18 protein-coding genes are annotated in these 19,338 nt (G+C 73.4%); 13 read left to right on the top strand and 5 right to left on the bottom strand.

Annotated features, from left to right (window positions below):
* Nucleotides 1-107: 107 nt before the first annotated feature.
* From H295_RS0120105 to H295_RS0120115, 3 genes are all read right to left on the bottom strand, one after another.
* Nucleotides 108-896 (bottom strand): DUF427 domain-containing protein, encoded by a 789-nt coding sequence (locus H295_RS0120105; RefSeq protein WP_020137142.1) that lies wholly within the window; start codon nucleotides 894-896, stop codon nucleotides 108-110.
* Nucleotides 897-910: 14 nt separating this feature from the next.
* Nucleotides 911-2,107, bottom strand: coding sequence for a cysteine desulfurase-like protein (locus H295_RS0120110; protein ID WP_020137143.1), 1,197 nt, complete (start codon nucleotides 2,105-2,107; stop codon nucleotides 911-913).
* 157 nt (nucleotides 2,108-2,264) lie between these two features.
* Complete coding sequence (locus H295_RS0120115; protein WP_020137144.1) at nucleotides 2,265-2,633, bottom strand: MerR family transcriptional regulator; 369 nt, start codon at nucleotides 2,631-2,633, stop codon at nucleotides 2,265-2,267.
* A 100-nt stretch (nucleotides 2,634-2,733) separates the two neighbouring features.
* Between H295_RS0120115 and H295_RS0120120 the strand changes: the two genes are divergently transcribed.
* The 3 genes from H295_RS0120120 (at nucleotide 2,734) to H295_RS0120130 (ending at nucleotide 5,920) form a co-directional block, all read left to right on the top strand.
* Entirely contained in the window at nucleotides 2,734-3,807 is a 1,074-nt protein-coding gene (locus H295_RS0120120) for an alkene reductase (protein ID WP_020137145.1), read from the top strand.
* 74 nt (nucleotides 3,808-3,881) lie between these two features.
* Entirely contained in the window at nucleotides 3,882-5,141 is a 1,260-nt protein-coding gene (locus H295_RS0120125) for a glycosyltransferase family 4 protein (RefSeq protein WP_020137146.1), read from the top strand.
* Nucleotides 5,138-5,920, top strand: coding sequence for a hypothetical protein (locus H295_RS0120130; protein ID WP_020137147.1), 783 nt, complete (start codon nucleotides 5,138-5,140; stop codon nucleotides 5,918-5,920). Before H295_RS0120125 ends, H295_RS0120130 begins: the two co-directional genes overlap by 4 nt.
* Nucleotides 5,921-5,939: 19 nt before the next feature.
* Here the strand turns inward: H295_RS0120130 and H295_RS0120135 are convergent, their stop codons facing one another.
* The gene (locus H295_RS0120135) at nucleotides 5,940-7,196 is read right to left on the bottom strand and encodes a cytochrome P450 (protein WP_020137148.1); all 1,257 of its coding nucleotides are present in this window, start codon (nucleotides 7,194-7,196) and stop codon (nucleotides 5,940-5,942) included.
* A 155-nt stretch (nucleotides 7,197-7,351) separates the two neighbouring features.
* Here H295_RS0120135 and H295_RS45555 point away from each other — a divergent pair, with 155 nt between their 5' ends.
* From H295_RS45555 to H295_RS0120170, 7 genes are all read left to right on the top strand, one after another.
* Nucleotides 7,352-9,025: a hypothetical protein gene (locus tag H295_RS45555; RefSeq protein WP_020137149.1), complete on the top strand. Its 1,674-nt coding sequence runs from the start codon at nucleotides 7,352-7,354 to the stop codon at nucleotides 9,023-9,025.
* A gap of 84 nt (nucleotides 9,026-9,109) precedes the next feature.
* Nucleotides 9,110-10,336 carry an AAA family ATPase gene (locus H295_RS0120145; protein WP_020137150.1) on the top strand — a complete coding sequence of 409 codons (1,227 nt, stop codon included), beginning with the start codon at nucleotides 9,110-9,112 and terminating at the stop codon, nucleotides 10,334-10,336.
* Nucleotides 10,333-11,691 (top strand): DUF2201 family putative metallopeptidase, encoded by a 1,359-nt coding sequence (locus H295_RS0120150; RefSeq protein ID WP_020137151.1) that lies wholly within the window; start codon nucleotides 10,333-10,335, stop codon nucleotides 11,689-11,691. The genes H295_RS0120145 and H295_RS0120150 overlap by 4 nt, the downstream gene beginning before the upstream one ends.
* A gap of 102 nt (nucleotides 11,692-11,793) precedes the next feature.
* Nucleotides 11,794-12,693 (top strand): amidohydrolase family protein, encoded by a 900-nt coding sequence (locus tag H295_RS0120155; protein WP_020137152.1) that lies wholly within the window; start codon nucleotides 11,794-11,796, stop codon nucleotides 12,691-12,693.
* Between the two features lie 144 nt (nucleotides 12,694-12,837).
* Nucleotides 12,838-13,776, top strand: coding sequence for a metal ABC transporter solute-binding protein, Zn/Mn family (locus tag H295_RS0120160; protein WP_020137153.1), 939 nt, complete (start codon nucleotides 12,838-12,840; stop codon nucleotides 13,774-13,776).
* Nucleotides 13,773-14,573: a metal ABC transporter ATP-binding protein gene (locus H295_RS43405; RefSeq protein ID WP_020137154.1), complete on the top strand. Its 801-nt coding sequence runs from the start codon at nucleotides 13,773-13,775 to the stop codon at nucleotides 14,571-14,573. Before H295_RS0120160 ends, H295_RS43405 begins: the two co-directional genes overlap by 4 nt.
* On the top strand, nucleotides 14,570-15,439 hold the full coding sequence (locus H295_RS0120170) for a metal ABC transporter permease (RefSeq protein ID WP_020137155.1): 870 nt from the start codon (nucleotides 14,570-14,572) through the stop codon (nucleotides 15,437-15,439). The genes H295_RS43405 and H295_RS0120170 overlap by 4 nt, the downstream gene beginning before the upstream one ends.
* 19 nt (nucleotides 15,440-15,458) lie before the next feature.
* On the opposite strand, the gene H295_RS0120175 is transcribed toward H295_RS0120170, so the two are convergent.
* Nucleotides 15,459-16,238, bottom strand: coding sequence for an AraC family transcriptional regulator (locus H295_RS0120175; protein ID WP_020137156.1), 780 nt, complete (start codon nucleotides 16,236-16,238; stop codon nucleotides 15,459-15,461).
* A gap of 71 nt (nucleotides 16,239-16,309) precedes the next feature.
* Between H295_RS0120175 and H295_RS0120180 the strand changes: the two genes are divergently transcribed.
* The 3 genes from H295_RS0120180 (at nucleotide 16,310) to H295_RS0120190 (ending at nucleotide 19,264) form a co-directional block, all read left to right on the top strand.
* Complete coding sequence (locus H295_RS0120180; RefSeq protein WP_020137157.1) at nucleotides 16,310-17,131, top strand: phytanoyl-CoA dioxygenase family protein; 822 nt, start codon at nucleotides 16,310-16,312, stop codon at nucleotides 17,129-17,131.
* Nucleotides 17,128-17,427 (top strand): hypothetical protein, encoded by a 300-nt coding sequence (locus H295_RS0120185; protein WP_020137158.1) that lies wholly within the window; start codon nucleotides 17,128-17,130, stop codon nucleotides 17,425-17,427. Before H295_RS0120180 ends, H295_RS0120185 begins: the two co-directional genes overlap by 4 nt.
* A gap of 91 nt (nucleotides 17,428-17,518) precedes the next feature.
* The gene (locus tag H295_RS0120190; RefSeq protein WP_020137159.1) at nucleotides 17,519-19,264 is read left to right on the top strand and encodes a SpoIIE family protein phosphatase; all 1,746 of its coding nucleotides are present in this window, start codon (nucleotides 17,519-17,521) and stop codon (nucleotides 19,262-19,264) included.
* The last annotated feature ends 74 nt before the right edge of the window (nucleotides 19,265-19,338 follow it).

Raw genomic sequence — 19,338 nt, forward strand, 5'->3', positions numbered from 1 at the left:
TGCCGGTGACGCCCCCATGGTGTCGGCAAAGGCCGCCCGTGGCCATGAGAGTCAGGTCACGTGTCGCAGGCCGTTTGGGTGCGGCAGCGGCGGTCACCAGGTCGTGATCACTTCACGGTGCCGGTGAAGAAGGTGACCGGTCGCTCCTGGCGCTCGCCGTCCACGGTGATGTCGACGGCCTCGTTGTAGAAGGCGAGCAGTCCCTTGATCACTCCGACGGCGGGGAGCGGGTCCGGGTAGCTCCAGACGATGTTGGCGTGGCCGCCGGTGGACCAGTACCCGGCGGTGCCCTTGTAGGGGCACTGGCTGTGGTGGTCGGTGGCCTCGAGCAGGTCGAGGCGGACGTCCTCGCGCGGGATGTAGTAGCGCGTGGGCAGGCCGGTCTCGAAGAGGAGCACGGGCCGACGGGTGTCCGCGAGGACGGTGCCGTCGATCTCCACCCGGACATGGCGGCTGCTGGCCATGGCGTCGACGCGTTTGTGCGGGTCACGGGGGTGGACGAAGATCTCTTCCGCCTCCTCGTACCAGTGGTCGAGGCCGGTCCCCCACCGCCGGAACCAGGCGAAGGCGATGTGGTCGGCGAGGTCGGCGGCGGGGAGGGTCCAGGCGGCGTTCTCCACGACCTCGCCGTCGACTTCGAGGTCGTAGAAGACCTGTGATCCGGTGTGGCTCCCGGTCTGCGGGTTCTTCGCGGGCCGCAGCAGGTCCTCGCGGACGTCGGCGCGCGGGAAGGCGTACAGCGGGACGGGGACGTCGGGTTCCCAGACGAGGACGGGGTGCCGGCTGTCGACGACCGTGACGTCCCCCTTGCGGCCGCGCACCCAGCGCTCACTGGGCTCCCAGAGCAGGCCCTCCGGTGTCGTCCGTACGTTGCGTGCGGTGGGGAAGGTGGTCATGGGTGGTTCTCCCTTCACCTCTTCAGGAAGTCGCTCAGCCCTGTCAGGAGCCGGTCGACGTCCTCCGTGTCGTTGTAGGGGGCGAGGCCCACGCGCAGGCCGCCGGTGTCGCCGAGGCCGAGGTGACGGGAGGCCTCGACGGCGTAGAACGAGCCGACGGGGGCCTGGACACCGCGCTCGGCGAGGAAACCGTAGGCGTCGGCCGTGTCGTGGTGGTCGAAGGTCAGCAGCAGGGTGGGGGTGCGGTCGGCGGCCCTGGAGTGGACGGTGATCCCGTCGAGCGTGGCCAGCCCCTTGTCGATCCGGGTGCGCAGGACGTGTTCGTGGGCTTCGAGCGCCGCGTACCCGGCGGCCAGTCGCTCGCGGCGGGTGCCGGTGGCGTCCGGGTCGAGGCGGTCGGCGAGGAAGTCGACCGCGGCCGTCGTCCCGGCGAGGAACTCGTAGGGCAGCGTGCCCAGTTCGAAGCGCTCGGGGACGGCGTCGGTGGAGGGCAGCAGCTTGTCCGGGCGCAGGGTCTCCAGCAACTCCGGGCGGGCGGCGAGGACTCCGTGGTGGGGGCCGAGGAACTTGTACGGGGAGCAGACGTAGAAGTCGGCTCCCGACTCCTCCAGGTCGACGAGCGAGTGGGCGGTGTGGTGGACGCCGTCGACGTAGAGGAGGGCCCCTGCCTCGTGCACCGCCTGTGCGATGGCGGCGAGGTCGGGGCGGGTGCCGATCAGGTTGGAGGCTGCGGTGACGGCGACGAGGCGGGTGCGGCCGGACAGGACGGCCCGGATCGCGTCGACCGTCAACTCCCCTGTCGTGGGGTCGAATTCGGCCCAGCGGACGGTGGCGCCCGACTGCGTCCAGGGCCGGATGTTGGCGTCGTGGTCGAGGCGGGTGACGACCACCTCGTCACCGGGCGACCAGGTCTTGGCGAGGGTGCGCGAGAACTCGTAGGTCAGCTGGGTGGCGCTGCGGCCGAAGACGATCCCCGACGGGTCCGCGCCGAGGAGGTCCGCCATGGCCCGCCGGGCCCCGGTGACGATCGACTCGGCGTTGCGCTCCCCCAGCGTGACGTGCCCCCGGTTCGACAGGGGCTGCGCCAGCGCGTCCGCGATGGCCCGGATGACGGGCGTGGGGGTCTGGGTGCCGCCCGGCCCGTCGAAGTGGGCGGTGCCGGCGTCCAGGGCCGGGAAGTGGGAGCGGAGGGCGGCGATGTCGTACGTCACGTGGGGCTCCTTGGTCCGACCGGTTCCGTCACTCCCAGCGTGTCACGCGTCCGCGGGGACGCACGGTGGTCCCGGCACGTCACGCGTCCGTGGTGACCCACGGTGACCTCAGCGTGTCACGGCCTCCGCGGGTCCTGGTCTCGCCCTCTCACCCCCGTCACCCCGCCCGCAGCCTCTCCCGGTGAGCCCGGTTCGTGGCCATCAGGTTGTCCAGGGCGTCGCGGGTGCGGATCAGGTCGGCTATGTGGTCGGTGAGGCGGTCGCGTTCCTCGGCCATACGCTCCAGCGCCGCGTCGGAGGTCTCCTCGCTGGGCGAGTCGACGCACGGCAGCAGTTCCATGATCGTGCGGCTGGACAGTCCGGCCGCGTACATGCGCTGGAGGAAGAAGACCCGCTCGACAGCGTGCTCGGTGTAGTGCCGCTGTCCGCTCGTGCTGCGCCTGCTGGCGAGCAGTCCCTGCTCCTCGTAGTAGCGCAGGGCCCGGACACTGACCCCGGCCCGCGCCGACAACTCCCCGATGCGCATGTGCTCCTCCAGAAAGGACTTGACCCTCACGTCGACGTCAGGTTTTAGCGTAACCGCGTGCCCCGGACACGGGGACGACGGATCACGAAGGAGACGTGACGTGACGACGCTTTTCACCGGATTCGAACTCGGCGGTCTGCGGCTGCCCAACCGGGTGGTCATGGCCCCGATGTCCCGGGTGCGGGCCGCCGCGGACGGTCTGGCGACGCCCTCCATGGCGCGCTACTACGCCCAGCGGGCCTCCGCCGGCCTGATCGTCAGCGAGGGCGTGCAGCCGAGCCTGGTCGGGCAGTCCAATCCGGGCACTCCGGGGCTGCACACCGACGAGCAGGTGGCCTCCTGGCGGCAGGTGACGGAGGCCGTGCACACCAACGGGGGCCGGATCTTCGCCCAGATCATGCACGGCGGGCGGGTCTCGCACCCGGACACCACCGGACTGCGGCCCGTCGGCCCCTCGGCCGTCCCCGCCACCGGAGAGCTGTTCACCCCCACCGGACGGCAGACCCCGCCGGTGCCGCGGGAGCTGCGCACGGACGAGGTGCCCGAGCACGCCGAGTCGTACGCCGAGGCCGCCCGCCGTGCCGTGGACGCCGGGTTCGACGGGGTGGAACTGCACGGCGCCAACGGCTACTTGATCTCGCAGTTCCTCTCCACCAACGCCAATCTGCGCACCGACCGCTACGGCGGTTCGGTGACGGGCCGGATCCGGTTCGCGGTGGAGGCGGCCGCCGCGACCGTGGACGCCGTGGGCGCGCACCGGACCGGCATCCGGCTCTCACCCGGCGGCACCTTCTGGGGCGTCGAGGAGACCGACGTCCCCGAGCTGTACACCGCGCTCCTGACCGAACTGTCCCGACTCGACCTGGCCTACGTCCACTTGGAGGCCACCGCCCCCGAGGAGACGCTCGTCGCCCTGCGCCGGGTGTGGCCGGGAGCCCTCGTCATGAACCCGGTGCTGCCGCTGGGCGCCAAGCAGACCGGCCGCAGCGAGGCCGACCACTGGCTCGGGCTGGGCGCCGAACTCATCAGCTTCGGCCGGGCGTTCATCGCCAACCCGGACCTGGTCGAGCGGCTGCGCACCGGACTGCCGATCGCCCCCGCGGACGAGGCCACGTACTTCGAGGGCGGCGACAACGGCTATCTCACTTATCCCGCATACCAGTACACGGCGTGACGCCCAGGCGGCGAGGGCACCACGAAAGGGTAACGAAGGTCAACCAGAGGCAATGTGACGTGGTCTAGCCCGGCATGAAGATCTCTTTCCTGCTGCACAACGCCTACGGGATCGGAGGCACGATCACCACCACGTTCAATCTGGCCCAGACCCTGGCCCGACGGCACCACGTGGAGATCGTCTCGGTGCTGCGGCACCGGGAGCTCCCCACGTACGTCCTGGACCCCCGGGTGTCGCTGCGGTCCCTGGTCGATCTCAGAGAGGACAAGGAGCACCCCTCGCATCTGAGACCGGCGCGGGTGTTCCCGCGCTCCGAGTACCGGTACGGCCAGTACAGCGAGTTGACGGACCAGCGCATAGCCGAGGCCCTGGCCACGACCGACGCGGACGCGGTGATCGGCACCCGGCCCGGGCTCAACGTGCATCTCGCGCGCGAGGCGCCCGGCCATGTCGCCCGGGTGGGACAGGAGCACCTCACCCTGGACAAGCACTCGCCCCGGCTGCGCACCGCGCTGCGCCGGGCCTATCGCGGGCTCGACGTGCTCACCACGGTGACCGAGGCGGACGCGGCCTCCTACCGGCGCCGGATGCGGCTGCCCGGCGTCCGGGTGGAGGCGCTGCCGAACAGCGTGCCGGATCCGGTGCTGCCGCCCGCGGACGGTTCCGCGAAGGTGGTCGTCGCGGCCGGGCGACTGGTCGGGCTGAAGCGGTACGACCTGCTCGTGGAGGCCTTCGCCGCGGTCGCCGCGAAGCATCCGGACTGGCAGCTGCGCATCTACGGCAAGGGGGAGGAACAGGACCGGCTGCGGCGGCTGATCACCGACCTGAGGCTCTGGAACAACGTCTTCCTGATGGGGCCCGCGGCCCCCATGGAGGCCGAGTGGGTCAAGGGCTCGATCGGGGCGGCCACCTCCGACTTCGAGCCCTTCGGCATGACCATCGTCGAGGCGATGCGCTGCGGGCTGCCCGTGGTGAGCACCGACTGCCCCCACGGGCCGGCCGAGATCATCGCGGACGGCGTCGACGGGCGGCTGGTGCCGGTCGGGGACCGGGACGCGCTGGCCGCGGCCCTGCTGGAGCTGGTCGGGGACGACGAGCTGCGCCGCCGTATGAGCAGGGCCGCGCTGGAGAACGCGCGGCGGTTCGCCCCGGAGCCTGTCGTGGAGCAGGCCGAGAGTCTTATCGCGGAGGCGGTCGCGGCACGCAGGGCGGGCCGGCGGGTGGTGCGGGGTGGCCAGGGCGCGGCCCTGTCCGCCCGCGGCTCCGCCGCCAGGGACACCGCGCTGGTCGCGGCGAGCGGCGCGCTGCGCCTCGTACGGAAGGGACGGTCATGACCACACCACGCGCGGGGTGCGCGGTCGACGCGGACGGCAGGATCACCTTCGAGGTGCCCCGGGCCGGGGGCCTGCGGCTGCTGCTGCGGCTGCGTCCGAAGAAGGGACAGCCGGAGGAGAGTGTGCACGTCCTCGACCTGGAGGCGGATCCGTCCGACGAGGAGCGCGCGCACGCCGTGCTGGGTGCCGATCCGGTGCTTGCGGAGGGGCGCTGGGACGTGTACCTGCTCCAGGGCACGGAGCGGACCCGGCTGCGCCCGGGACCGCGCGATCTGCGCGCCCTGGTCGACGGGCAACTGCGGGAGCAGCCTGGGCCGTTGGCCGTGCGGGTCCCCTATGCCACCAAGGACGGCTTCCTCGCGGTGCGGACCTGGCTGCGGCCCGCGCACGCGGAGGTCGGCCGCGTCGACGTCACGGACCGGGCGCTGACGGTCGCGGCCCGGCTGCACGGCTCCCCGCTCACCGAGGGCGCCCGCGTGGAGCTGCGGCTGCGCCGGGACGCAGGGGTCACGCGCACGCTGGAGCCCCAGGTCCGGGCGGACGGCCGCGCCTTCACCCACACCGTCGACGACACGCTGGACCTGGACCCGGGCATCTGGGACATGTTCCTGCGGCCCTCTCCCGGGGCCCCGCCGATCCGGCTCGCCCGGCTCCTGGACGACGTGGCGGACCGCAAGGAGGTCTTCGTCTACCCGGGCGCCACGGTCGGGGGCGCGGTCGTGCGGCCGTACTACACGGTCGACAACGACCTGTCCCTGGAGGTGAAGCGGGCCGGGTGAGGCGCTGTGCCGGCGCGGTTCAGCCCCAACGCACGTGCAGGGCGGGCGGTTTGCGGAAGACCAGGCCCTGCGGGGCGGTGGGGCGGTCCGGGTCGAGGCGGAGGTCCGGGAGGCGGTCGAGCAGCTGCCGCAGGGCGATCCTCGTCTCCAGACGGGCCAGATGGGCGGCGAGGCAGTAGTGCGGGCCGTGTGCGAAGGCCAGGTGAAGGCGGGAGTTGTCGCGGCGCACGTCGAAGCGGTCGGGGTCCGGGAAGACCGCGGGGTCCCTGTTGGCGCCTGCCAGGGAGACGATGACGAGGTCGCCCTTGCGGATCGCGGCCCGGCCGAGGGTGGTGTCGCGGGTGGCATAGCGGTCGACGACGGCCGCGCCGGGCTCCAGGCGCAGGGACTCCTCGATCGCGCCGTCCAGGAGGGCGGAGTCGGCGCGGACCAGGGCGAGTTGGCCGGGGTGCCGGAGCAGGTGCAGCAGGGCGTTGGTGATCATCGCCTCGGTGGTCTCTATGCCGCCGAACATCAACACCGCGGCGTTGGAGGCTACTTCGGGCAGGGTCAGCCGTTCGGCGGCGGAGGTGAGGAGCGAGGCGGCGGCGCCCTCCGTGGTGGTGAGGGGCGAGGCGGTGGCGCCCTCCGTGGTGGTGAGGGGCGAGGCGGTGGCGCCCTCCGTGGTGGTGAGGGGCGAGGCGGCGGCCCCTCCCGTGACGGTGGCCTCGACCGCGGCCCGGAGGCGCGCGTACGCCTCGGGGCCCGCGGGGTCCGCCGCGTGGCCCGCCGTCAGGTCCGACACGGCCCGCACGATGGCGTCGTACCAGGAGAGAACCGTGCCGGTGTCGGCGTCCACCAGCCCGAGCGCCTTGGTCACCACGGCCACGGCGAGCGGGCCGGCGAAGTCCCCGCGGAGTTCGGCGGCGCCCTGGGGTTCGAGCGCGGTGAGGAGGCGGTCGGTCTCCTCCTCGATGAACTCGGCGAATCCTTCCCGTACTTCACGGGGACGGAAGGGCGCGGCGAAGGGCTCGCGGTGGCGGGTGTGCTCGGCGCCGTCGAGGGAGAGCATGCTCGGTCCGACGACCTGGGCGGTGGTGAAGCGGGGGTCGTCGACGGTGAAGGTCTCCGCGTCCCGCATCACATCGAGCGCGAGATCGCGGCGGGTCACCAGCCAGCCGTTGAGCGCGGGCAGCCAGGACACCGGCTCGTGCGCCCGCAGTTCGGCCAGGCGCGGGTGCGGGTCCCGGGCGAGTTCGGCCGGCGTGGTCGTGGCGCCGAGGGGGAATGCGATCACGGTGTCGAGGCTAGCAACCGGGCGCCGGCGCCCGTCCGTCCGCGGCCGGACGGTAAATGCCTGGCGGGGAGCGTCCGCGCGGGGTTACGCTCCCCGGCGATGACGACTCACACCTCTCAGAGATCGGAGGCCCCGTCCGCGCAAGGTGAGTGCTGATGCTCCCTTGGACCGCGAACGAGGACTCCTCCCGTACCTCCTTCTGGCCGCGCGTGCGCGAGTTCGCCGTGCCGCCCCCCATGATCGAGACCGCGACCGCCCGGCGCCTCGCCGGCGACTGGGCGGGGGCGTGTGCCGCCGCGGGCTTCGACCTCGACCTCACCCTCCGTGCCGTGGCCCGCGATCACGGCCGGGACCTCATGTCCCGGCTCCGCGCCGATCTGCGTGCCCTGGCTCCCGACCTGCTGCGCTGGCACATGCCGAGGATCGCCCCGGACGGGCTGCTGCGGCCCGGGCTGACCCTGACGCTGGCGCGGTACGAGGCCGCCGACGGCCCCGTCCACCTCGTGGCCAGGACCGCGCCCGCGTGGGCGGACTCCGGTCAGCGGATCAGCCTCGCGCTGTGGTCCCGCGCCTCGGACGACGCCGTACGCCACCCGCATCCCCGCCCGAACCGACGCTTCCGCCTGGATCTGCACCGGCATCTGTGGGATGCGGACAGGTCCGGGGAGTTGTGGGAGCGGTCGGGGGCGGGGGGACTGCTGGGGCCGTCGGGGGGTGGGGGGTTTCCGGGGCTGACGTCTGCCGGAGAGCCGCTGGAGGGGGCCGCGGCCGGGGAGCCGCTGGAGGGGGCCGCGGCCGGGGAGTTGCTGAAGCGGGCCGCGGCCGGTGAGTTGCTGAAGCGGGCCGCGGCCGGTGAACCACGGCTGTGGTCCGCACCCACTGAGCTACGGCAGCAGCCCGCACCCGGGGATCCGCCGCGGCCGTCCGCAGCCGGGGAGTTCCGGCAGGGCGCCGAGCCCAGCGATCCACAGCAGCGGCCCGGTTACGGAGAGCTGCCCTGGGAGCGGTTCGACGGCGGTCGAGCTTCCCCATCCAGTGCCGCGTTGCTCGCCCTGCTGCCCGACGGCTGTGCCGTGGAGCGCTGGGCCGCCGAGGCCCGGATTCTGCTCGGTACCGAAGGGCGTTCCGCCGGGCGGGTGTTGGTGCGGTGCGGGGGACGGCAGCGGCTGGTGTGGGAGGTGGGTCCGCACGGAGCGGTTCCCGAGCCGTGCGACGGTCCCCTCCCCCTCCTCCCCGTCCTGCCCGACGCGGCGACCTGGATCCTCCCCGACCTCGAACTGCTCCGCACCGGAGCGATCGAGGCGGACCGGCTGCACCCCCTGGTCGCGGCCGCCCTCGCCCCGGGACGCGCGGCCACCGGTCCGCCCCCGGTTCCCGACCGGCCGGGGCAGCCGCACACCGTGGAGTGCCGGGGTGCCCGCCACCGCATCGGCCTGGTCGACGGGGTGCTGGCCCCGCTGGACCACGACCCGGACGAGATCCGCCGAGAGGAACTGCTGGTCGCGCTCACGGGCACGCCGCTCCCCTGCCTCCGGGCCATCGACGAGGCGCACCGGCGCCCGCACTGTCTCGACGGCGTGCGCGAACGCCTCGCGCACGGTGACCTCACCGGCGCCCTGGCGGTGGTGGAGGGGCTGCTCGGTCCGGAGGCGCTGCTGCGTCCCGGTCCGCTCCGGGACGCACTGGAGGCGGCCGCGCGACAGCGGATCACCTACGGCCTGTTCAGAACGGGCCTGACGGGACCGGGCCCCGCCTGGTACCGCCCGCGCCCGCACGGCCGCCGCACTCGGGACCACCGCACCCGTCCACGCCACGCGACCCCGCGCTGAACGCACCCGGGTCGGCGGACTCCGACCCGCTCGCCCCGACGTACCCGCCCTTCCTCCCTTCTCACGCCCCAAAGGTGATGCCCCATGCCCACGCCCCTGACCGCCCCCTCCCCCACCCCCCAACTCGACGTCGCGGCAGACCTGTTGGCCCTCCTGCGCGACTCCACCACCGAGCCCCGCCCCGACGACCAGCTGGAGGCCCTCACCCTGGCCGTGGCCGCCGATCTGCCCGTCCTGCTGTGGGGTGAGCCCGGTATCGGCAAGACGGCCGCGCTGACACAGCTCGCCGCCTCCCTGGACCTCCCGCTGACCACGGTGATCGCCAGCGTGCACGAGCCGTCCGACTTCTCGGGGCTGCCCGTGGTCGGCGACGATCCCGCGACCCAGGGCGTGCCGATGGCCCCGCCGGACTGGGCGGTACGGCTGGTGCGGGCCGGCCGGGGGCTGCTGTTCCTGGACGAGCTGTCCACCGCGCCGCCCGCCGTCCAGGCCGCACTGCTCCGGCTGGTGCTGGAGCGGCGGATCGGCGCCCTGCGGCTGCCGCCCGGGGTGCGGATCGTGGCCGCCGCCAACCCCCGTTCCTCGGCGGCCGACGGCTGGGAGCTGAGCCCGCCGCTGGCCAACCGGTTCGTCCATCTCCAGTGGACCCACGACCACGACGTCGTCGTCCGCGGACTGGGTGGGACCTGGCCGCGGGCCACCCTGCCGCGGCTGGACCCGGCGAAGTTGCCGGAGGCCGTGGACTTCGCCCGGCGCGCGGTGTGCGGGCTGCTCGCGGCGCGGCCGACGCTGGTGCACCGGCTGCCCTCCGGGGAGACCCGGCGGGGCGGGCCCTGGCCCTCGCCCCGCAGCTGGGACATGACCTTGTCGCTGATCGCCTTCGCGACCGCGGCCGGCTCCTCGCGGGACGTGTTGTCCGCGCTGGTCCGGGGCACGGTCGGGGACGGCCCCGGCCTCGAACTGCTGGCGAGCCTGGACCGGTTGGACCTGCCGGACCCCGAGGACGTGCTCGCCGATCCGGCGGGGGCCGTGCTGCCCGAGCGGGGCGATCTGCGGCAGGCGGTGCTCGACGGCGTGGTGGCCGCCGTGCGCGCCCGTCCGGAGCGAGCCCGCTGGGACTCCGCCTGGGCGGTGCTGGTCCGGGCGCTGAACACGGGGGCGCCGGACCTGGTGGTGGTGCCCGCGACCACTCTTGCCTCGCTGCGCCAGGAGGACTGGGACGTGCCCGCAGCGATCGAGAAGCTCGCCGGGACGGTGGCGCTGTCCCGCCGTGCGGACCGGGCCGCGGTCGCCGCGAAGGGCCGCCGATGAGCAGGCACAGCACCGCGGGCACGCGCCCTGCCGACGAGACGGGCACGCACACCGGCCGGCGGGCGGCCCCGGCAGCAATCCAGGAGGCGGCCCCGCCGACCGCCCCGCAAACAGGCCGCCTCGACCGCGACAAACTCTTCGCCGCCCGTCTGCACGCCGCCCGGACCCGCCCCTACCTGGCCACCGCGCTGTTCGCCCTGCACACCGTCGAGTCGAGGCTCGTGCCGACCATGGGCGTCGACCGGTACTGGCGCTGCTACGTCTCCCCGGCCTTCGTGGCCCGGACACCGGTGGAGGAGCTGGCGGGGGTGTGGGTGCACGAGGTGTCGCACCTGCTGCGCGACCACCACGGGCGCGGTGACCGGCTGGCCCGGGAACGCGGGCTGACCGGGCTGGGGGACCGGCTGCGGATGAACATCGCCGCGGACTGCGAGATCAACGACGACGTGTACGGCGACGGGCTGGTCCGGCCGGCCGATGCCGTCGAACCCTGGAAGCTGCGGCTGCCCGAGGACCGGCTGATGGAGGAGTACGTCAGCGACATCAGCCTCGGGCCGCTCACCCTGGACCTGTCCTGGCTGGACTGCGGCAGTGGCGCGGACGGGCTGGAGCGGGAGTGGGACCTGGGGCCCGACGGCGCCGACGGGCTGAGCGAGCAGGAACGCGACGCGGTGCGCTTCCGGGTGGCGCAGGGCATCAACGCGCGGCCCGGCCGCACGCCGAAGGGCTGGCGGAGGTGGGCGGAGGAGGCGTTCCATCCGCCGCAGCCCTGGCGTGAGCTGCTGGGCGCGGCGATGCGCTCCGCGGTCTCCGCCGGCGGGGCGGGCGACGACTACAGCTACGGCCGGCCGGCCCGGCGCTCGGCGGGCCTGCCCGGAGTGGTGCTGCCGAGTCTGCGGCGCAGGCCGCCGAGGGTCTGCGTGATCATCGACACCTCCGGTTCGGTCAGCGACGAGGAACTGGGCAGCGCGCTCCTGGAGGTCGCCGCCATCGCCCGTGCCGTGGGCGGCCGCCGTGACCTGGTCCACGTCCTGTCGTGCGACGCGGCGGCCGGGGCCGTGCGTCCGCTGTGCCGGAGCGAGGGCATCCCGCTGGTCGGCGGCGGGGGCACCGACCTGCGCACCGGCTTCCGGAAGGCGCTGCGCTCCAGTCCCCGCCCGGACGTCGTGGTGGTCCTGACGGACGGCGGGACGCCCTGGCCGAGCGCCCGGCCCTCGTGCCGTACGGTCGTCGGCCTTTTCTCCCGGCCGGGGGTGAGCCAGGCGGGACGGGAGAACAATCCGGAGTACGTGCCGAAAGCGCCGCCGGCGTGGGCCCGCGTGGTCGAGATCGGGTCGGTGTCCGCGGCCCGGTGAGGTCCGCGGGTCCTGTGGGCTGGACGCGGGGGTGGTCGGCCACGAGATCATGGGTGCCTGCGATGTCCGGAGCACATTGCGCGCCTGGGTGGGAGGAGCGTCATGACCAATGTCGACGTGCACCAGCATCTGTGGAGCCCCTCGCTGGTGACGGCCTTGAGGGCGCGGCGCGAGCCGCCGTGTCTCGACGGCTGGACGCTGTATCTGGACGGCGAGCCGCCCTACGACCTCCCGCCCGCCGACCATGACGCGGCCCGGCGCGCGGAACTCGCCGCCGCCGACGGCCTCGGTCTGGCGCTGGTCTCGCTGTCGGCGCCGATCGGCGTGGAGTGGCTGCCCGCGGCCGAGGCCCGGCCCCTGCTGGACGCCTACCACGAGGGTGCGGCCGCGCTGCCCGAGCCGTTCGGGGCGTGGGCGGCCGCGGGGGTGCGCGACATCGACGTCAGGGCGACGGCCGAGGCTCTCGACCAGGGGTTCGTCGGGCTCCAGCTGCCCGCCGACAGCCTTGTGGACGCGGCGGGTTACGCCCGGTGCGCCCCGCTGCTCGATCTGCTGGAGGAGCGCGACCTGCCGCTGTTGGTACATCCCGGACCCGCGGCCGGCGGCTCCGCGGGGCCCGGCTGGTGGCCCGCGATGGTGCCCTACGTCCAGCAGATGCACGCCGCCTGGTTCGCCTTCCGTGCCTTCGGCCGGCCCCGGCACCCGAGCCTGCGGGTCTGCTTCGCACTGCTGGCCGGGCTCGCCCCGCTGCACGGCGAGCGGTTCGCCGCGCGCGGGGAAGGCGGGAGCGAGCCGGACCCGCTGGTGTTCGTGGAGACGTCCTCGTACGGGCCGCGCGCGGTCGAGTCCGTCGTCCGGGCCCTCGGCGTGGACGCCGTGGTCCAGGGTTCGGACCGGCCGTACGCCGAACCGCCGCAGCACCCCGGCCACGGGCTCGGCGGAGCGGCGGCCTACGCCTTCCGGATCGCCAACCCCCGCAGGCTGCTCACCGGGAAGGAATGAGCGGGCCGCCCACGCCAGTCGGGCCTGCGACCAGGACCAGGTCAATTAATGGCAACGGTTTTCACATACCGGCCACCGAGCCTGTTTACGACAATCATTTCCATCTAGCGTGACGGGGCAACCAGAACCGCGCTTGGAGGATCCATGCCCCCGTCCCCGTCCCGCCGCATCGCGCTGCTCGCCGGCGCCTCCGTCGCCCTGCTGGCCGGCTGCGGCAGCACTTCCGCCTCCGGGAGCGGCGGGAGCGCGTCCGCGGGCCCGGCGGCCTCGTCCAAGATCGCCGTCGTCGCCTCGACGAACGTCTACGGCGACATCGTCTCGCGCATAGGCGGCGACAAGGTCTCCGTCACCTCGGTCATCAGCGACCCCGACCAGGACCCGCACTCCTACGAGGCCAGCACCCAGAACCAGCTGGCCCTGTCGAAGGCGAAGGTCGTCGTCGAGAACGGCGGCGGCTACGACGACTTCGTGGACCGCATGCTCAAGAGCGGCGGCAACTCCTCCGCCGAGGTGATCAACGCGGTGAAGGTCTCCGGAAAGACCGCCCCCGAGGGCGGCGAGCTCAACGAGCACGTCTGGTACGACTTCCCCACCGTCGCGAAGATCGCCGACCGCATGTCCGCCGCCCTCGGGAAGGCCGATCCGGCGAACTCCGCCTTCTACGCGACGAACGCCGAAGCCTTCAAGGCACGGCTCAAGCCCCTGGAGGCCAAGGAGGCGCAGATCAAGAAGGAGCACGCCGGGGAGGGGATCGCCATCACCGAGCCGGTGCCGCTGTACATGACGGCGGCGAGCGGCCTGGTCGACAGGACGCCTCCCGCGTTCAGCGAAGCCGTCGAGGAGGGCACCGACGTCTCCCCCAAGGTCCTCCAGGAGGCGCTCGCCCTGTTCTCCGGCAGGAAGGTCGAGGCGCTGGTCTACAACGAGCAGACCTCCGGCCCGCAGACCGAGAAGTCCGAGCAGGCGGCCAGGGCGGCCGGCATCCCGGTGGTCCCGGTGACGGAGACCCTGCCCAGCGGCAAGGACTACCTCGGCTGGATGACCTCCAACGTCGACGCGCTCGCGAACGCGCTGGCCAAGTGAGCTCCGTCATCAGCCTGCGCGGGGCCGCGCTCTCCTACGGTCCGCGCACGGTCTGGCACGACCTCGAACTCGACGTGCGGCCAGGGGAGTTCCTCGCCGTGCTGGGCCCGAACGGAGCGGGCAAGACCAGCTTCGTGCGTGCCCTGCTCGGCCGGCAGCCGCTGTCCGCCGGGGAGTTGACGGTCCTGGGCCGTCCTCCCCGGCAGGCCGCCCGGCACATCGGGTACGTCCCGCAGCAGGCCGCCCTGTCCGCGCAGGCGATGCTCCGCGCCCGGGACCTCGTGCGGTTCGGCATCGACGGCCACCGCTTCGGACCACGCCTGCGAACGGCCGCCGTACGCAGGCGCGTTGACGAGATCCTCGCCTCCGTGGGCGCCTCGGCGTACGCCGACGTGCCCGTCGGCCTGCTCTCCGGCGGCGAGCGTCAGCGCGTCCGCGTCGGGCAGGCGCTCGCGACCGATCCCCGCATCCTGCTGTGCGACGAGCCGTTGCTCTCCCTCGACCTCCATCACCAGCGTGCGGTCACCGAGTTGGTGGACGCCCGCCGCCGCTCCCACGGCACGGCGGTGGTGTTCGTGACGCACGAGATCAACCCGGTGCTCGACCTGGTGGACCGGGTGCTGTACCTGGCGCCGGGCGGCCACCGGGTCGGCACCCCCGACGAGGTGCTGACCTCCGCGTCCCTGTCCCGGCTGTACGGCACCCGGGTCGACGTCGTCCACGTGGAGGGCCGGATCGTGGTGGTGGGCGCCCTCGACCATTCCGCGCACCACGTGCCCGAGGAGGTCCACCCGTGAGCGTCTGGCACCAACTGTTCGACTTCGACGACTACGGCGAACTCCTAGTCCTGGTCCGCAACTCGCTCGTGGTCGGAGCGGCCCTCGGTCTGGTCGGCGGCCTCGCCGGGGTCTTCGTCGCGATGCGCGACCTGCCCTTCGCGGTGCACGGCATCAGCGAGCTGTCCTTCGCGGGCGCCTCCGCGGCCCTGCTGCTGGGCACGAACATCGTGGCGGGCTCCATCACCGGCTCCCTGTTCGCGGCCGGCGCCATCGGCCTGCTCGGCACACGCGCGCGGGACCGCAACTCGGTGATCGGCATCCTGATGCCGTTCGGGCTGGGCCTGGGCGTGCTCTTCCTCGCCCTGTACAAGGGGCGGGCGGCCAACAAGTTCGGCCTGCTCACGGGGCAGATAGTCGCCGTGGACACCCCGCAGACGACCTGGCTGCTCGCGACCTCCGCGGTGGTCCTGACCGCGCTGGTGGTGATGTGGCGCCCGCTGGCCTTCGCGAGCGCCGACCCCGAGGTCGCCGAGGCCCGCGGAGTGCCGGTGCGCGGTCTCTCCTTCGCCTTCATGATCGTGCTCGGCCTCGCGGTCGCCCTGTCGGTGCAGGTGGTGGGCGCCCTGCTGGTGCTGTCCCTGCTGATCACCCCGGCCGCGGCCGCCGCCCGTGTCACCGCGTCCCCGGTGCTGTTGCCACTGCTCAGCGTGGTCTTCGCGACGGCCTCGATCGAGGGCGGCATCCTGCTCGCCCTGGGCAGCAGCATCCCGATCAGCCCCTACGTCACGACGGTCTCGTTCGCGCTCTACGTCGTCTGCGGCGCGGCAGGGCGGTACCGCACCCGGCGCCGGGGGGCGCGGCGAACGGTTCCGGCACCGGCGTGACCAGTACTCGCCACAGGCGCTATCCGTTCTGCTCCCGCACCGCGCGCGGCGACGCCCCCAGCTCCTTGCGGCACGCCTTGTTGAAGGCCTGCAGGTCGGGGACGCCGACGGTGGCCGCGACGGCCGGGATGGCGAGCGTCGAGGCGACGAGCAGATGCCGGGCACGGTCCATGCGGCGGCGCCGGATGTAGGCGACGACCGTACGGCCGGTGTCCGCACGGAACAGCCGGGTCAGGTGGGTGTGCGAGACCCCGGCGGCGCGGGCGACGGCGGGCACGGTCAGGGGACCCGCCAGGTGCTCCTCGATGTAGGCGACGGCCGTGCGCAGGGCGGGGTGCCGGGAGCCGGGGCGGCTCTCGGCGGCGGTGAGGCCCGTGGTGCGCCACAGCACGGTCCACAGCTCGGCGGCGGCCCTGGCCTTCGACTGCGGGCCGGCCGCGACCGTCTGCCGCAGCAGTCCGCCGAGCACGCCCGCTTCGGCGCCGGCGTCCTGCATCACCGGGACCCGGCGCCGCTCGCCCTCCCCGGGCAGCCGGAAGTGGGCGTACAGGTGCTCGCAGCGCGCGGAGTCGTAGTGGAAGTGGACCTCGGTGTCCGGCGGGACCAGGCTCACGTGGCCGGGGCGGATGGGGTGCCGGGTGCCGCCGAGGGCGAGGGTGCCGGAGTAGCCGTAGAGATGGAGCTGCCAGAGCCGCGGGAGCCGGAACACCTCGTGCGGGCCCGCGGAGCCGTGGACGCCGACGCCGGCGTTCTCCACCCGGGGCGGCAGGTCGAGGGCCAGGTCGACGTGGCTCGTCATGGTGGAAAATTACCAGTGGTCGCCGATTACGGCCCACGACTTCGCACACCCGCAGTTCCTACGGTTGCCGTATGTCAACCACACGACAGCTGCTGAACTCCGTCCAGGTGGCGCGGTTCGTGGCCCACGGATTCCTGCGCCTGGACGGCATCGTGCCCCAGGAGATGAACGAGGAGGCGCTGGAGGTCCTCGCCGCCGGGCTGCCTTCCGTGCCGTACGGCACCCCCGTGCCGAAGGCGTTCCCCGAGGGGTCCTTCACGCGTCGGCTCCTCGAACTGCCCGCCGTCGCGGGGGCACTGGAGAGCCTCGTGGGTCCCGGTCCGGAGATCGACCACCACGCGCTGCACATCCGTGAGCCGCGGGAGGGCAGCGCGCAGCCGCTGCACGCGGACGCCCTGATCGATGTGCGGCCGGACGCCTTCGACGTCCAGCTCATGTACTACCCGCAGGAGGTCACCGCGGACATGGGCGGCACGCTCATCGTCCCCGGCAGCCATCTGCGCCGGATCAACGAGTCCGACACCGGCCGCTACCAGAACCTGCTCGGCCAGACCCGGCTGACCTGCCCGGCCGGCACGGTCGTGCTCGTGCACCACGGGATCTGGCACGGGGGGCGGCGCAACGACAGCGACGTCGTCCGCCGCATGTACAAGATCCGCTTCAACCCGACCGTGCCGCAGGTGCGGCTGTGGGACACCGCGGACCTGGACGCGCCGGCCGTCCGGGAGGAGCTGGGGCGCTACTTCCCCTGGTACGAGCAGGCCACCGCACGGCTGGAGATCCTGAACCGGGTCCGGCTGTGGCGCACCCTGACCGGCGACCCGCACTTCGACATCGACCACTGGGCCACCCGGATCGACAACCGGCCCGCCGCACAGAGGAGCACCGCGTGACCCACTCCACCACCGTGCGCCAGCAGGTCCTCGTCCTGTACCTGGAGACCTCCGCGCTCGACTCCTGGGTCAAGGGCTGGGCGCGCTACGACGGCACCGGCCGCACCCGACCCACCACCGGGGACAGCGACGAGCCGCCGTACAGGACGGGTGTCGACGCCCTGCTGGACGGCTGGCGGCTCTTCCAGGCGTCGCAGCTGATCCCGCCGTACCCGGGGTCCGAGCACGAGACGTCGTTCCTCAAGCACGAGTTCTTCTTCGAGCGGCTGGTCGAGACGGCGGAGGACGCGGGATGAGATTCAGCTCATAGCTTCGAGGCCTCGAAATGTGGTCCAATACGCCATAAGTATGACGAAACGGACTCCGCCCTTCGAGGAATCACACCTGATGAGCCAGCCCCCGCTGTCCGCCCGTCCCACGCCCTCCCTCCCCACGGAGAGCCTCAGGGTGCTGTCGGAGGCGGCCCGGGCGGCGGGGGCCGGGCAGGCGCTGGACTACCGCCGGTTCCTGGACGGGACACCGGCGGCCGTCGCCGTCCTGGACCCGGAGCTGCGCTACCTGTACCTCAACGACACCTTGGCGGCGCTCAACGGGCTGTCCGTCGAGGACCACCTGGGCCGCCCGATGCCGGAGGTGATCCCGGGCTCCGGGTCCTCCGCGGAGGTGGCCCGCGAGGTGATCCGCACCGGCCGGGCGCAGACCGTCGTGTTCGACGGCCGGGTGCCGGTCGACGTGGCGGACACACCGCGGTGGTGGCTCGGCGCGTTCCACCGGCTCGACGGCGAGAACGGCGAGGTCCTCGGGGTCGCCGCGGTCGTCATGGAGGTCACCGAGGGCATCCGGCAGCGGGAGTCGCTGCGGCGGGCCCAGGATCGCCTGGAGCTGCTGGAGGAGACCGCCACCCGGGTCGGCAGCACGCTGGACGCGGCCGAGGCCTGCCGGGCGCTGACCGATCTGCTGGTGCCGCGGTTCGCCGACTACGCCGCGGTGGACGTCCTCGACCCGGAGGGCACGCGCAAGGCCCCGGCCACCCCGGTGCCGGTACGGCTGCGGCGCATGGCGGTGGCCGCCGCGCCCGGCATGCCCGAACCGCTCACGCCCACGACCAGGAGCGGTGAGGTGATCTTCCACCAGGCCAGTTCCTCGATGACCCAGGTGCTGACCGGTCACCGGCCCATGGTCCTCAACCGGCCGGACGACGACACCGTGCGGCTGCTCGCCCCCACCCGGCAGCGACTGGAGCGCTACCGGGCCCTCAAGGTGCACTCCGTGGCCTATCTGCCGCTCATGTCCGGCGGTGAACCCGTGGGTGCGGTCATCGTGGGCCGCCGGGCGGACTCCCCCGAGTTCACGCCGGAGGACGTCGAGCTGCTGGAGCTGCTGACCGGGCGGGCCGCGACGGCCATCGGCCACGCCCTGCGCTACACCCACGAGCACGAGACCGCGCTGGAGATGCAGCGCGCCTTCCTGGCCACCCCGCACACCCAGGGGCCCGGCGTGGAGATCGCCAGCCGCTATCTGCCCGCCGGACGGGGCGCCGAGGTCGGCGGGGACTGGTTCGACGCCGTCGCCCTGCCCGGCGGACGCACCCTGCTGGTGGTCGGGGACGTCATGGGGCACGGGGTGCGGGCGGCCGCGGCGATGAGCGAGTACCGCTCACTGCTGCGCGCGCTGGCCCTCCAGGGACTCGACCCCGACCGGCTGCTCACCGAGGCGGACCGCACGGCTCACGCCCTCGACCTGGACCGTGTCGCCACCTGTGTGCTGGCCCTGCTGGACCCCGCCGCCGGGGAGGCGGTCCTCGCGACGGCGGGCCACGTCCCGCCCCTGCTGGTACGGCCGGGCGCCGCCCCCGAGCTGGCGGACCTGCCCGTCGGTCCTCCGCTGGGCACGGGTTCCGACAGCTACGAGAGCAGGCGCTGCCCGCTGCCGCCGGGCTCCCTGCTGCTCGCCTACACCGACGGACTGGTGGAGCGGCGCGGCGAGGACATAGACACCGGTCTCGCCGCGCTCACCGCGCTTCCGCTGGCCTCCGGGTGTCCCCTGCCGGACGTCCTCACCAGCGTCCTCGACCGCCTGGCCCCGGCCAGTTCGGAGGACGACGTGACCCTGCTGGCGGCCCGCACCCACTGAGCACCGCGCGCGCCGTCGGTGTCATCTTCCGTTCCCCGAAGGCCAGTTGTGGCCCGGCAGATGGTCGTCTCGTG

Source organism: Streptomyces sp. 351MFTsu5.1 (assembly GCF_000383655.1).
Taxonomy (GTDB): domain Bacteria; phylum Actinomycetota; class Actinomycetes; order Streptomycetales; family Streptomycetaceae; genus Streptomyces; species Streptomyces griseorubiginosus.